This window comes from Xanthobacter dioxanivorans, from assembly GCF_016807805.1.
Taxonomy (GTDB): Bacteria; Pseudomonadota; Alphaproteobacteria; order Rhizobiales; family Xanthobacteraceae; genus Xanthobacter; species Xanthobacter dioxanivorans.
On sequence record NZ_CP063362.1, the window covers coordinates 645624 to 658037 of the forward strand.

Here is a 12414-nt window from a genome sequence, read left to right on the forward strand (position 1 = left end):
CCCCCGCGGCACGCACAACGGGCCGAAATCCCCGGCACACGCCCGCCACGCTTGCTTTGCCGACAGCTTGGCCTAAATCTTTCCTCTGGAGATATCTCGCACGGGCGGTGCCGATCAGCCGTCCACAGGGTGACGTCATGACGTATGTGGAGGCGGCCCTGGCGCCGCTGCGCAAGACCGGCCATATCAAGCTCTACGGGCGCGAAGGCTTCGAAGGCATGCGCCGGGCCGGCGCGCTCACGGCGAAGGCGCTCGACGCCGTGGCCGAGATGGTGGCTCCGGGCGTCACCACCGCCGCCATCGACAAGCTCATCTTCGACTTCGCCATGGATCACGGCGCCTATCCGGCGACGCTCATGTATCGCGGCTACCGCTATTCGGTCTGCACCTCGGTCAACCACGTGGTGTGCCACGGCATGCCCAATGTGCGGCCGCTGCGCGAGGGCGACATCGTCAACGTGGACGTGACCCTGGTGCTGGACGGCTGGTACGGCGATTCGAGCCGCATGTATCCCGTCGGCCCGGTGCCGCGGCGGGCCGAGCGGCTGCTGGAAGTGACCTACGAGGCCATGATGCGGGGCATCGCCGCCATCCGGCCCGGCGGCCACGTGGGCGACATCGGCGCGGCGATCCAGGATTTCGTGGAGCCGCAGCACATGAGCGTGGTGCGCGATTTCTGCGGCCACGGCGTCGGCCAGGTGTTCCACGACGAGCCGAACATCGTGCATGTGGGCCGCCGCGGCGAAGGCCCGAAGCTGATGCCGGGCATGATCTTCACCGTGGAGCCGATGATCAATCTCGGCCGCCCGCACGTGAAGGTGCTGTCCGATGGCTGGACCGCGGTGACGCGCGACCGCTCCCTCTCCGCCCAGTTCGAGCATGCGGTGGGCGTGACCGAGACCGGCGTGGAGATCTTCACCCTCAGCCCCAAGGGCTATCACAAGCCGCCCTACGTCGCGCCGCACGTCGCTGCCTGAGGATCCTGGAAGAAGCCATGGCCGATGCGCCGGACGACGGCTTCAAGGAGGCGCCCCATTTCCACGGGCACCGCGACCGGCTGAGGGCGCGCTTCCGCGAGGCGGGGGCGCTAGCGCTTGCCGACTACGAACTGCTGGAGCTGGTGCTGTTCCGCGCCGTGCCCCGGCGGGACGTGAAGCCCCTGGCCAAGGCGCTGGTGGACCGATTCGGCTCCTTCGCCGAGGTGGTGGCGGCGCCGGTTCCGCTGCTGGCGGAAATTCCCGGGGTGAAGGACGCCATCATCACCGAGCTGAAGGTGGTGGAGGCGGCGGCGCAGCGCCTCGCCCGCGGGCAGGTGAAGCGCCGCCCGGCGCTGTCCTCCTGGAGCGCGGTCATCGACTATTGCCGCACCGCCATGGCCTATGCGGAACGCGAGCAGGTGCGCGTGCTGTTCCTCGACAAGCGCAACCAGCTCATCGCCGACGAGGTGCTGCAGACCGGCACGGTGGACCACGCCCCGGTCTATCCGCGCGAGGTGGTGAAGCGGGCGCTGGAGGTGTCCGCCTCCGCCCTTATCCTGTGCCACAATCACCCGTCCGGCGACCCGACCCCGTCGCGCGCGGACATCGACATGACCCGCCGCATCATCGAGGTGGCCAAGCCCCTCGGCATCGAGGTGCATGACCATATCATCGTCGGCAAGGACGGCCATGCCAGCCTGAAGGGGCTGCGGCTGATCTGACGGGACGCCTGGACGACCCGCCAAAGCCCGCCTTCCCAAGCCGCCTCCCAAGCCTGACGGAACGCGATGGCGGGCGAAGCCTGCCCGGCCGGGGGCGCCAGCCGGCCGCCTCCGCGGCCCGAGACCTCTGCCCAAGAGGACCCTTCGCCCAAGAGGATCTTTTTGCCCAAGAGACCCTCTGCCCCCGAGATGCCCCGCCCCCCGACGGCGGCGTCCCGGCGACGGCGATCCGAGGGACGGTGATCCGCGGGACGGCCTGCGCGGAGATCGGGAACGACCCGGGCCGGCGCGGCGCGAAGGCACGGCGCGGGTGGCGCCAGGCCTTGGAACCGCGCCCCTGTATCGCAGCGGCGCAGTCGCTTCGCCCCCCTCCGCGCGCATAAAAAAGGGCGCACAAAAAAGGCGCCGCGCGAGTGCGCGGCGCCTTCTTGCGTCAGGGATGCTGTCTCAGCTCACTTCAGAGCGTTGAACGACGTGGCGAACGACAGCGAAGCGAGGAACTTGTTGCCGCAGGAATTGGTGTTGCTGATCATGAACCCGCAGTCGAAACCGTCGAGGTCGGTGCCGGAGTAGCGCAGGTCAAGCGTGGCGGCCTTGTAGGTGAAGGCGACGCCCACGTTCCACCAGTTGTAGCCGGGGATTTCCTGGATGAAGGGGCCCACGGTGTAGTTGTAGGCGCTGGTGGACAGCCACTGATGGCCGAACTCGCCCGAAGCGTACCAGCCGAACTCGCCGCCGCTGCCGAAGGACGGGAGCGGAACCTTCGCGGTCACCGAGAGGGCCGTGCCGTCCGTGCCGGTGGAGGCGAAATCGCTGGTCCAGTACAGGTTGGCGCCGAGCGTCAGCCAGGGCGCGACCACGTAGGTGGGCTTGAAGTAGATTTCCCAGTAGTTGAAGTCGGTCGAGCCGGGGCCGACCGGGGGCGCCAGGAGCGGATTGTAGGTCGAGCTGCTGCCGGGATAGGTGTAGTAGACCGCGCCGACGTCGGCGGTGAAGCTGCCCCAGGTGTGGCGCAGGCCGGCCGCGAAGTCGACTTCAAGCGAGCTGTTGCCGTCCGAGTAGCCGAGGCCGTTGATGGTGGTGTTCACCCAGTTCTGGTTGGACGCCCACACGTTGAAATAGATCCAGTCGAAGAGCTGGAGCTCGGCATAGCCCTGGATGGCGGGGTTGTTGTTGGTCTGGCTGATGCCGCGGAACAGGTAGTCGGTCGTGGCGGTCACGCCAAAGGCCACGTCCCACAACGGCGCTTCCGGAGCAGGCGCCGCCTTGACCGGCAACGGCTGGCTCATGTCGGCGGCCGAGGCGGCTCCGGCCAGGAGCATGGAGGCGGCGACGACTGCAATCTTCTTCATAACGTTACCCCGCAGCGATTTAGAGCCATAAAAATCACGTCCCCGGCTTCTGTCCATTAGGAAAAATCAGGCACAGGATGGCGCCATAATAGGCAAAGCCGCATGGATGCTCGATTCTTGTGTTGCATCGATGCAACGCACGGTGTCGAAACGGCGATTTCACCTCTTCCTCGCAAGAAAACCGTGTGCCGACGAAGGGCCACGCCCTCTGTGGAGAGGTATCAAAATAGTGAAAACTCGCCGCACCGGCGCACCACCCTGATGCGAAAGACACGGCGGGCGCACAATTTCCGCAGCGGCAGGGCGGCGAGTCGCGTCACGTCGGCCCGGGTCCGCCCGCAGGTCGGCTCAGGATCGGCGGGTCAGGGGCGGGTCATGAGCAGGGGCCGGCCGCGCTCGGGGGTGCGGGCCCAGCCGCCATCCTCCTGGCGGGCGAAGCGAATCACGTTCCCCGCCCCGGCCCCGCGGATGAGGATGTTGCCGCCCTCGATGTCCCACGCGGCGGGGCCGAACCGCAGCAGCGCGGCATCGCAGCCGGCGGCGACGGCCACGGCGTGGCCGCCGCCCTTGCCGACGGCCTCCTCGAGCAGGGTCCAGCGGCAGACCGGCGTGCCGGCGATGCGCGCGAGGTCCCACTCGCCCACCACCTCCTCCACCTTCACGTCGGTGCTGTCCTCGGCCACCGGGCTGGCGAGGAAGTAGACGCCGTCCCCCTCGCGCAGGGCCTCATAGCTGCCCCCGGCGCCCTCGGTGAATTCCGCCACGGTGCGGCCCTGCCCGTTCAGCACGCGGATGGAGCCGGAGGGATCCGGCAGCCAGGCCGCGATCTGGTTCGAGAAGCCGATTTCGGCGCAGGCGACCTTGTCGAACTCCACGGCCAGGCCGGGGCCGAGGGGCTCGGTCTTCAGGGTGAAGGCGCAGGCGCGCGCCCCGTCAGCGCTGGTGAGGCGAAACGGCCCCGCGAGCCGCGTGCCCGCCTCCCGCACCGCCGGGTCGAGCCGCGGCGTGGCCGGCGCCGGCTTCTGCGCCGCCGGGGGCGGCGCGGGGCGAGGCTCTTCCGCCGCCCCCGCCACCGGCGCCCCGCAGGGGCCGAGCGCCGTTCCCAGAACCAATGCGAGGCCGAGCAGCTGCCGTGGACCCATCGTGCCCTCGATACCGATGCGAGACGGCCATGCTACCACCTCGCGCCCGGCTGATCATCCGTCAGGCGCAATCCCGGGACCGGGCGCCGGGCTGCGGCGGGCCGAAGGGGCCGGCTCAGGCCTTCGGCCAGGGCGTCTCGGCCACCGGGGTGAGCGGCCCTGCGCCGTCGAGCCAGGAGAGGATGTTGTCCACCACCAGCTGGCCCATGGCGCCCCGCGTGTAGCGGGTGGAAGAGCCCACGTGCGGCAGCAGCACCACGTTGTCGAGGGCGAGGAAGCCCTCCGGCACGTTGGGCTCGTCCTCGAACACGTCGAGGCCGGCGGCGAGGATGGTGCGCTCCTTCAGGGCGGCGAGGAGGGCGGCCTCGTCCACCACCGTGCCCCGCGCCACGTTGATGAAGATCCCGTCTGGCCCCAGGGCCGCCAGCACCTCGGCATTGACCAGGTGACGCGTCGCCGGCCCGCCGGGCACGATGACCACCAGCACGTCCACGGCGCGGGCCATGTCGACGAGGTGCGGATAATAGCGGTACGACACGTCGGGCTGCGGCCGGCGGGTATGGTAGACCACCGGCACCGAGAAGGCGTCGAGCCGCCTGGCGATGGCCTTGCCGATGCGGCCCATGCCGAGGATGCCCACGGTGCGGTCGCGCAGGGTGGGCCCCAGGGGGAAGGCCGCCGCCTTCCATCCGCCCGCCCGCACGAAGCGGTCGGCCTGGACGATGTCCCGCACCGTGGCCAGCAGCAGGCCGAGGGTGAGGTCCGCGACTTCCTCGTTCAGCACGTCGGGCGTGTTGGTCACCATCACCCCGCGGCGGGCGGCGGCGGCGGCGTCCACCGTGTCGTAGCCGACGCCGAAATTGGCGACGATCTCCAGGTCGGGCAGGCGCGCCATCAGCGCGTCGTCCACCCGCACCTTGCCGCGGGTGGCGATGGCGCGCACGCCCGCGGCGTTGCTCGCATCGAGGGTCTCGATCGGCACCAGGGTGCAGCGGGCGGAGAGCTGGTGCTCCACCACGTCCTCCATCACGGGGCCGGTCAGAAGTACAGCCGGGCGGGCTCCATCGGTCATCGCAAGGCTCGCAGGTGTGGCCCCCGGCAGGCCGCGGGGCGGAAGGAGAAGACGCGGGAACCTAGCCGCCCGGCGCGCCGGAGGCGATGCCGGAAGCGGCCGCGGCCGCGGCGCATCCCCTGTTTAGCGCGATCCCGGGCCACGGCCCAACGAAAGTTCAATCGTTTTAAATTCCCCTTGATCCCGGCCGCGCCTCGCACCATGATCGCGCCGCGTCGCAGGAGACGCCGGCCTCGGTGGGCCCAAGAAGCGTTCAAGAAACGTTGAAGCGACACGGGCGCGACAGAAAGGCGGGCTAAGATCCGTCGGCGGCGACCGATCACACGGGGAGAAGACGCTTCATGGCGACCGTGGACATTCGCGGTGTGAAGAAGGCGTATGGCGCGACGCAGGTCATCCACGGCGTGGATGTGAGCATTCGCGACGGCGAGTTCGTGGTTCTGGTCGGCCCTTCCGGATGCGGCAAGTCCACGCTCCTGCGCATGATCGCTGGGCTGGAGAACATCACCGGCGGCGAGATCCTCATCGGCAATCGCGTCATCAACGAGATGCCGCCGAAGGAACGGGACATCGCCATGGTGTTCCAGAACTACGCGCTCTATCCGCACATGACCGTCGCCGACAACATGGGCTTCTCGCTGAAGCTGCGCAAAGCGCCGAAATCCGAGATCGACAGCCGCGTCAACCGGGCGGCGGGCATCCTCAACCTGTCCAAGCTGCTGGACCGCTATCCCCGCCAGCTCTCCGGCGGTCAGCGACAGCGCGTGGCCATGGGCCGCGCCATCGTGCGCGACCCGCAGGTGTTCCTGTTCGACGAGCCCCTGTCCAACCTCGACGCCCAGCTGCGCGTGCAGATGCGCACCGAGATCAAGGAACTGCACCAGCGGCTGAAGACCACCACCGTCTACGTCACCCACGACCAGATCGAGGCCATGACCATGGCCGACAAGATCGTGGTGATGCGCGACGGCATCGTCGAGCAGATCGGCGCGCCCCTCGACCTCTACGACCGGCCCGCCAACCAGTTCGTCGCCGGCTTCATCGGCTCGCCCTCCATGAACTTCATCAAGGGCAAGGTGCGCCTGTCGGGCACGCCGCTGCTGGAGACCGACAGCGGCGTCGCGGTGCCGCTGCCGGTGGCGGACGGGCTCACCGATGGCAAGCCGGTGATCTACGGCCTGCGCCCCGAGCACATCCGCCTCGATCCCGAGGGCGTCCCCGCGACGGTGGTGGTGACCGAGCCCACCGGCTCGGAGATCCTCGTGGTCGCCCGCCTCGGCACCCAGGCGCTGGGACAGGAAGTCACCTGCCTGTTCCGCGAGCGCCTGTCGTTTGCCCCCGGCGAGACCATCCGCATCGCGCCGCAGCCGGGCCTCACGCACCTTTTCGAGGAGGCGACCGGCAACCGCCTCTGACCCAGTGGCACGGTGAAAAGACCGCCCGGCAACGCCAAAACCCCAAACGCCAGGGCGGCGCCAGACAACAAGACGGCATCTTCACGGGAGGAAGACCAATGACCATTTCCAGACGCGACGTGCTGATGGGCGGCGCCGGCCTCGCCGCCGGCAGCATGGCCCTTCCCTTTCTCGGCGGCACGTCCGCCCTCGGCCAGTCGGTGCCGACGTTCGAGCCGGAACCCGGCGCGTCCTTGCGCCTGCTGCGCTGGTCGCCCTTCGTCAAGGGCGAGGAAGACGCCTGGATCGCCAACACCAAGAAGTTCACCGAAAAGACCGGCATCGAGGTGCGCATCGACAAGGAGAGCTGGGAGGACATCCGTCCCAAGGCTGCCGTCGCGGCCAACGTGGGCTCCGGCCCGGACATGGTCTGGGTGTGGTTCGACGACGCCCAGCAATATCCCGACAAGCTGCTCGACGTGACCGACCTCGCCAAGGGGCTTTCCGCCACCTATGGCGGCTTCTATCCGGGCAACGAGGTCTACGCCCAGGTGAACAACCGCTTCGTCGGCCTGCCCCTCGCCACCATCGGCAATGCCGTGGTCTATCGCGACAGCTGGGTGAAGGAAGCCGGGTTCAGCGAGTTCCCGAAGGATACCAAGGCCTTCCTGGAGCTGGGCAAGGCGCTGAAGGCCAAGGGCCACCCCATGGGCTTCACCCTCGGCCACGGCGTCGGCGACGGCAACAACTACACCCACTGGGTGCTGTGGAGCCACGGCGGCCGGATGGTGGACGAGAACGGCAAGGTCGTCCTCAACTCGCCCGAGACGGTGGACGCCCTGCGCTACGCCGCCGAGCTCTACAAGACCTTCATTCCGGGCACCGAAAGCTGGCTCGACGTCAACAACAACCGCGCCTTCATCGCCGGCGACCTGTCGGTGACGGCGAACGGCGTCTCGGTCTACTACGCGGCGGCGAACGACCCCAAGCTCGCCGACATGGCGGCGGACATGCGGTCCACCAACTTCCCCATCGGTCCCGTGGGCAAGTCGGTGGAGCTGCACCAGACCACCACCGCCTGCATCTTCAAGTACACGAAGTACCCGAAGGCGGCGCAGGCCTACCTGTCCTTCATGTTCGACGCGCCGCAGTACAATGCCTGGCTGACCGGCGCGAGCGCCTATTGCTGCCAGACGCTGAAGGCCTTCGCCAACAATCCGGTGTGGACCTCCAAGCCCATCCATGCCGCCTATGCCAAGGCCTCCGACACCCTGCGGCCCAACGGCTATGCCGGCCCCCTGGGCCCGAAGTCGGCGGCGGCCATGGCGGACTGGATCGTGGTGGACATGGTGGCGGAAGCCTCCACCGGCCAGCGCACCCCGGAAGAGGCCGCCAAGCGCGCCCAGGCCCGGGCCGAGCGCATCTACCGCTGAGCGCGAACCTCCTCCCCTCTCCCTCTGCGGGAGAGGGGCCCGGGGTGAGGAGGCGCCGGGCGCGGTGGCGCGGTCTCCTCACCCGTCTCGCGGCTTCGCCGCGATCCACCCTCGCCCGCAAGGGGAGGGGGGCTTTCCCCCCGCTGGGGGCACAAAAAAGACCTTCCGGAGATTCATGCCATGGCCAACATCGCAGCGGCTGAGCCCAGATCCTCCCGGTCCTTCTGGGCCGGGATCGGCCAGGGGCGGCACGTCATCGGCATCCTGTTCATGCTGCCGGCGGCGATCTTCCTGCTGTTCTTCCTCACCTACCCGCTCGGGCTCGGCGTCTGGCTCGGCTTCACCGACACCCGCATCGGCCGCGCCGGCGTGTTCATCGGCCTGGAGAACTACCAGTCGCTCATGGGCGACAGCCTGTTCTGGCTGGTGGTGTTCAACACCATCCTCTACACCACCGTCGCCTCGGTGCTGAAGTTCGGCCTCGGCCTGTGGCTGGCGCTGCTGCTCAACCAGAACCTGCCGTTCAAGTCGTTCTTCCGCGCCGTGGTGCTGCTGCCCTGGGTGGTGCCCACCGTGCTCTCCGCCATCGCCTTCTGGTGGATCTTCGACAGCCAGTACTCGATTATCTCCTGGGCGCTCATCAAGATGGGGCTCATCTCCCAGCCCATCAACTTCCTCGGCGACGTGACCAATGCGCGGGCCTCGGTGATCGCCGCCAACGTCTGGCGCGGCATCCCCTTCGTCGCCATCTCGCTGCTGGCCGGCCTGCAGACCATCTCGCCCTCCCTGCACGAGGCGGCGACGCTGGACGGCGCCACCAACTGGCAGCGCTTCCGCTTCATCACCCTGCCCATGCTCTCGCCCATCATCGCGGTGGTGATGACCTTCTCGGTGCTGTTCACCTTCACCGACTTCCAGCTCATCTACGTGCTGACCCGCGGCGGGCCGCTCAACTCCACCCACCTCATGGCCACCCTGTCCTTCCAGCGCGCCATTCCCGGCGGCTCCCTGGGCGAGGGCGCGGCCATCGCGGTGGCGATGATCCCGTTCCTGCTGGCGGCGATCCTGTTCAGCTATTTCGGCCTCCAGCGTCGCAGGTGGCAGCAGGGCGGAGCGGACTGATGGCGCTCCATGGACCGCAGGGTGGACCCCGCCCGATGCAGCTGAAACGGCCGTCACCCTCCGCCTTGTGCGAAGGATCCACCCCACCGCCTGCACCGCGCCGGAGGCCTCGGTGGATGCCCCGGACCAGCCGGGACATGACGGCAGGATTGATCAGGATACGCCCATGACCCAGGCCCCAGACCAGATGACCGACAATTCCTCGGGCATGAGCTATCTCGACAGCCTGCCCAAGCGGCTCGTCACGGTGATCCTGCCGCTGCTCGTCTTCGTGTTCGTGCTGCTGTTCCCGTTCTACTGGATGGCGATCACCGCCATCAAGCCAAACTACCAGCTTACCGACTACAACAACTACTCTCCGCTCTGGGTGGTGGAGCCGACCCTGGAGCACATCAAGTATCTCCTGTTCGAGACCTCCTACCCGCATTGGCTGTGGAACACGATCTACATCTCGGTGGCGGCCACCGTCATCTCGCTGGTGACCTCGGTGTTCGCCGCCTACGCCATCGAGCGGCTGCGCTTCCACGGCTCGCCGTGGGTGGGGCTCGGCATCTTCCTCGCCTACCTGGTGCCGCCCTCCATCCTGTTCATCCCGCTGGCCATCATGGTGTTCGGCCTCGGCATCTACGACACCAAGCTGGCGCTGATCCTCACCTACCCCACCTTCCTGGTGCCTTTCTCCACCTGGCTGCTCATGGGCTATTTCCGCTCCATCCCGTTCGAGCTGGAGGAATGCGCGCTGGTGGACGGCGCCTCGCGCTGGCAGATCCTGATCAAGGTGCTGCTGCCGCTCTCCGTGCCGGGGCTGATCTCCGCCGGCATCTTCTCGTTCACCCTGTCGTGGAACGAGTTCATCTACGCCCTGACCTTCATCCAGTCGTCGGAGAACAAGACCGTGCCGGTGGGCGTGCTCACCGAACTGGTGCGCTCGGACGTCTATGAGTGGGGCTCGCTGATGGCCGGCGCCCTCATCGGGTCGCTGCCGGTGGTGATCCTGTACTCCTTCTTCGTGGACTACTACGTTTCCTCCATGACCGGGGCGGTGAAGGAGTAGCGACGCCCGCCGCCGGCGGCTGGCGGGCCTTCCCCTGCGAAGCTTTGCCCGCTTGCCCTGGGGCCGCGCCCGTGGCACCCCTTTCCGCCTTCGCTGCGGCGCGTCACGCGCCGGGAGACCGCAGGGCATGGAGGTGAGGGGATGATCGAGCGCGCGATCGAATCGGTGCTGTTCCGCAGCCGCTGGATCATGGCGCCGTTCTATCTCGGCCTCGTCGTCTCGCTGCTGGTGCTGCTGTTCAAGTTCGGCACCGAGGTGCTGCACTTCATCACCCACGCCATCGGGGCGACGGAAAGCGACACCATCCTCGGCATCCTCGCCCTGGTGGACCTGACGCTCACCGGCAACCTCGTGCTGATCGTCATCTTCTCCGGCTACGAGAACTTCGTCTCCAAGATCGATCCCGAGGGCCATCCGGACTGGCCGGAATGGATGACGCGGGTGGATTTCACCGGCCTCAAGCAGAAGCTGCTCGCCTCCATCGTCGCCATTTCGGCGATCCAGCTGCTCAAGGCCTTCATGAACATCGACAAGGGCCAGATGAGCGAGAACACGCTCATGTGGCTGGTCATCATCCATGTGGTGTTCGTGGGATCGAGCCTGGTGCTCGCCTGGTCCGACAAGCTGGGCAACAGCAAGCACTGAGCACCGCGAACGGCCCCGGCCACCCGGACGCATGCGACGTAGCGGAATGTGCGCCGGGACCCAGCGCAACCGTGCGCCGCAGGCGTGCCGTGTGACCGGCCCTGCCGGGCATTGTCCGCTGCGCGCTCTTCCCCTCACCGCCCCGGCAACACCAGCAGGGTCCTCTCCTTCGGCAGGGTCGGGCGCGACAGCATCACCGTGGGCGTGCCGGAGCGCTCCACCTGCCAGTCCTTGCCGAGCCGCGACAGGAAGCGGTCCAGCCCCCACGCGCTGAAATAGTGCATGGGGATGACGAGGGGCGGGTTGATGGCCTTCAGCGTCTCCACCATCCCCTCGATGTCGAGGGTGTAGGAGCCGTCCACCGGCGCCAGCACCACGTCGATGCGCCCCAGCGCCTCCAGATGGTCGGGCGTCAGAAGGTGGTGCAGGTGGCCGAGATGGGCGATGCACAGGCCCGCCACCTCAAACACGAACATGGAGTTGCCGTCATACTCCGTGCCCGACCCGTTGCGGGTGTTGGTGGGCACGTTACGGACCCACACATCGTCGAGGGTCAATTCGTGATGGGCCGCCCCGCCCTGCGGATTCCAGCCGCGCAGCACGAATTCGATGCCCGGATCGGCCGCCTCGGTGAAATGCGTGTCGTGGGCGTGGTTCATGGTGGCCACCCGCGGAACGAGCGGGGCGCGCACGTAATCGTTGTAGTCGGTGACGATTGTCACCCCGGCCGGGCTCTCGATGAGGAAGCTGGCGTGGCCGAGGAAGGTGAGACGCACCTCCCCCGCCCCTCCGCCCGCCTTTCCGTCCGGGCCTTGGGCGAGGCGCAGCGCCGATACGTCGCGGCGGGCCGAGCCGGGCGCGACGGGCGCCAGGGCGGCGAGGCGCACCGGCTTCGGCCCGGCGACCATGCGCGGGCACTTTTCCGGCGCGGCGGCCGCCAGCCCCGTTCCCGCCGCCAGGAGCAGGGTCACGGCCAGCGGCACCAGCGCCAGGGGCGACACCCCGGCAAGGGCACGCAATCGGGACAGGGCCGCGAGAACGGCCGACGGGACGGCACGGCAGGGCAAGGCAGACCCTCTCTCTGCTTCGGCGGGCCCGACCGGCCCGCCACGGGAGGAGACGACCCGATTGTGGCACCTCCCCTCCCGCTTGCAATCGCGCGCGCCTCACGCCAGCGTGAGCCGCCGCCGCCGCCGCCGCACGCGCCCGCAGACGGCCCGGCGCGCGTCGGCCCCCGGGAGGTTCACAATGTCTTTCAACATGGTCATCGTTCAGCCCGCCGTCGCCCTGATCGCCGGCATCCTGATCCTCGCTTTTCCGAGGCTTCTCAACGTGTTGGTCGCGCTCTACCTGATCTTTATCGGGGTCACCGGGCTGATGGGGCATTGAGCCGGCGCGGCACCGGAGCGGCATGCCCGCGCGGCTGCCCGCCGATTGCGCAGTTGATGCTGTGTGCGCTGCACGCTAAAGCAACGGCCACATTCCGCACGTCCCAGCTACA

At 68.2% G+C, this 12414-nt stretch carries 12 protein-coding genes; 8 read left to right on the top strand and 4 right to left on the bottom strand.

Features of this window, described 5'->3' with window-relative positions; genetic code table 11:
* Positions 1–137 precede the first annotated feature (137 nt).
* Both map and radC read left to right on the top strand, forming a co-directional pair.
* Positions 138–977 (top strand): type I methionyl aminopeptidase, encoded by an 840-nt coding sequence (gene map / locus EZH22_RS03080; RefSeq protein WP_203194317.1) that lies wholly within the window; start codon positions 138–140, stop codon positions 975–977.
* A 17-nt stretch (positions 978–994) separates the two neighbouring features.
* On the top strand, positions 995–1699 hold the full coding sequence (radC, locus tag EZH22_RS03085) for a RadC family protein (protein ID WP_203194318.1): 705 nt from the start codon (positions 995–997) through the stop codon (positions 1697–1699).
* 452 nt (positions 1700–2151) lie between these two features.
* Here radC and EZH22_RS03090 read toward each other — a convergent pair whose 3' ends face one another.
* The 3 genes from EZH22_RS03090 to EZH22_RS03100 form a co-directional block, all read right to left on the bottom strand.
* Positions 2152–3051: a TorF family putative porin gene (locus EZH22_RS03090; protein ID WP_203194319.1), complete on the bottom strand. Its 900-nt coding sequence runs from the start codon at positions 3049–3051 to the stop codon at positions 2152–2154.
* Between the two features lie 362 nt (positions 3052–3413).
* Positions 3414–4193, bottom strand: a complete 780-nt coding sequence (locus EZH22_RS03095; RefSeq protein WP_203194320.1) for a protease inhibitor Inh/omp19 family protein — start codon at positions 4191–4193, stop codon at positions 3414–3416.
* Positions 4194–4308: 115 nt separating this feature from the next.
* On the bottom strand, positions 4309–5265 hold the full coding sequence (locus EZH22_RS03100) for a 2-hydroxyacid dehydrogenase (protein ID WP_203194321.1): 957 nt from the start codon (positions 5263–5265) through the stop codon (positions 4309–4311).
* A gap of 341 nt (positions 5266–5606) precedes the next feature.
* Between EZH22_RS03100 and EZH22_RS03105 the strand changes: the two genes are divergently transcribed.
* The 5 genes from EZH22_RS03105 to EZH22_RS03125 all read left to right on the top strand — a co-directional run bounded on the left by EZH22_RS03105 (position 5607) and on the right by EZH22_RS03125 (position 10913).
* Positions 5607–6680 carry an ABC transporter ATP-binding protein gene (locus tag EZH22_RS03105; protein WP_203194322.1) on the top strand — a complete coding sequence of 358 codons (1074 nt, stop codon included), beginning with the start codon at positions 5607–5609 and terminating at the stop codon, positions 6678–6680.
* Positions 6681–6778: 98 nt separating this feature from the next.
* Positions 6779–8092, top strand: a complete 1314-nt coding sequence (locus tag EZH22_RS03110; RefSeq protein WP_203194323.1) for an ABC transporter substrate-binding protein — start codon at positions 6779–6781, stop codon at positions 8090–8092.
* A gap of 270 nt (positions 8093–8362) precedes the next feature.
* The gene (locus tag EZH22_RS03115; protein WP_231711483.1) at positions 8363–9214 is read left to right on the top strand and encodes a carbohydrate ABC transporter permease; all 852 of its coding nucleotides are present in this window, start codon (positions 8363–8365) and stop codon (positions 9212–9214) included.
* A 166-nt stretch (positions 9215–9380) separates the two neighbouring features.
* Positions 9381–10268 carry a carbohydrate ABC transporter permease gene (locus EZH22_RS03120; RefSeq protein WP_203194324.1) on the top strand — a complete coding sequence of 296 codons (888 nt, stop codon included), beginning with the start codon at positions 9381–9383 and terminating at the stop codon, positions 10266–10268.
* Between the two features lie 141 nt (positions 10269–10409).
* Positions 10410–10913, top strand: a complete 504-nt coding sequence (locus EZH22_RS03125) for a TIGR00645 family protein (RefSeq protein ID WP_203194325.1) — start codon at positions 10410–10412, stop codon at positions 10911–10913.
* Between the two features lie 134 nt (positions 10914–11047).
* Here the strand turns inward: EZH22_RS03125 and EZH22_RS03130 are convergent, their stop codons facing one another.
* Positions 11048–11980: an MBL fold metallo-hydrolase gene (locus EZH22_RS03130; protein WP_231711280.1), complete on the bottom strand. Its 933-nt coding sequence runs from the start codon at positions 11978–11980 to the stop codon at positions 11048–11050.
* A gap of 181 nt (positions 11981–12161) precedes the next feature.
* Between EZH22_RS03130 and EZH22_RS03135 the strand changes: the two genes are divergently transcribed.
* Positions 12162–12302 carry a DUF3096 domain-containing protein gene (locus EZH22_RS03135; RefSeq protein ID WP_203194326.1) on the top strand — a complete coding sequence of 47 codons (141 nt, stop codon included), beginning with the start codon at positions 12162–12164 and terminating at the stop codon, positions 12300–12302.
* Positions 12303–12414: the final 112 nt, after the last annotated feature.

What these genes read in the sequence shown, in the direction of transcription:
- EZH22_RS03105 (WP_203194322.1), top strand. Translation starts at nt 5,607, where the DNA reads ATGGCGACCGTGGACATTCGCGGTGTGAAGAAGGCGTATGGCGCGACG.
- EZH22_RS03110 (WP_203194323.1), top strand. Translation starts at nt 6,779, where the DNA reads ATGACCATTTCCAGACGCGACGTGCTGATGGGCGGCGCCGGCCTCGCC.
- EZH22_RS03095 (WP_203194320.1), bottom strand. Translation starts at nt 4,193, where the DNA reads ATGGGTCCACGGCAGCTGCTCGGCCTCGCATTGGTTCTGGGAACGGCG.
- EZH22_RS03135 (WP_203194326.1), top strand. Translation starts at nt 12,162, where the DNA reads ATGTCTTTCAACATGGTCATCGTTCAGCCCGCCGTCGCCCTGATCGCC.
- radC (WP_203194318.1), top strand. Translation starts at nt 995, where the DNA reads ATGGCCGATGCGCCGGACGACGGCTTCAAGGAGGCGCCCCATTTCCAC.
- EZH22_RS03100 (WP_203194321.1), bottom strand. Translation starts at nt 5,265, where the DNA reads ATGACCGATGGAGCCCGCCCGGCTGTACTTCTGACCGGCCCCGTGATG.
- EZH22_RS03120 (WP_203194324.1), top strand. Translation starts at nt 9,381, where the DNA reads ATGACCCAGGCCCCAGACCAGATGACCGACAATTCCTCGGGCATGAGC.
- EZH22_RS03125 (WP_203194325.1), top strand. Translation starts at nt 10,410, where the DNA reads ATGATCGAGCGCGCGATCGAATCGGTGCTGTTCCGCAGCCGCTGGATC.
- map (WP_203194317.1), top strand. Translation starts at nt 138, where the DNA reads ATGACGTATGTGGAGGCGGCCCTGGCGCCGCTGCGCAAGACCGGCCAT.
- EZH22_RS03090 (WP_203194319.1), bottom strand. Translation starts at nt 3,051, where the DNA reads ATGAAGAAGATTGCAGTCGTCGCCGCCTCCATGCTCCTGGCCGGAGCC.
- EZH22_RS03115 (WP_231711483.1), top strand. Translation starts at nt 8,363, where the DNA reads ATGCTGCCGGCGGCGATCTTCCTGCTGTTCTTCCTCACCTACCCGCTC.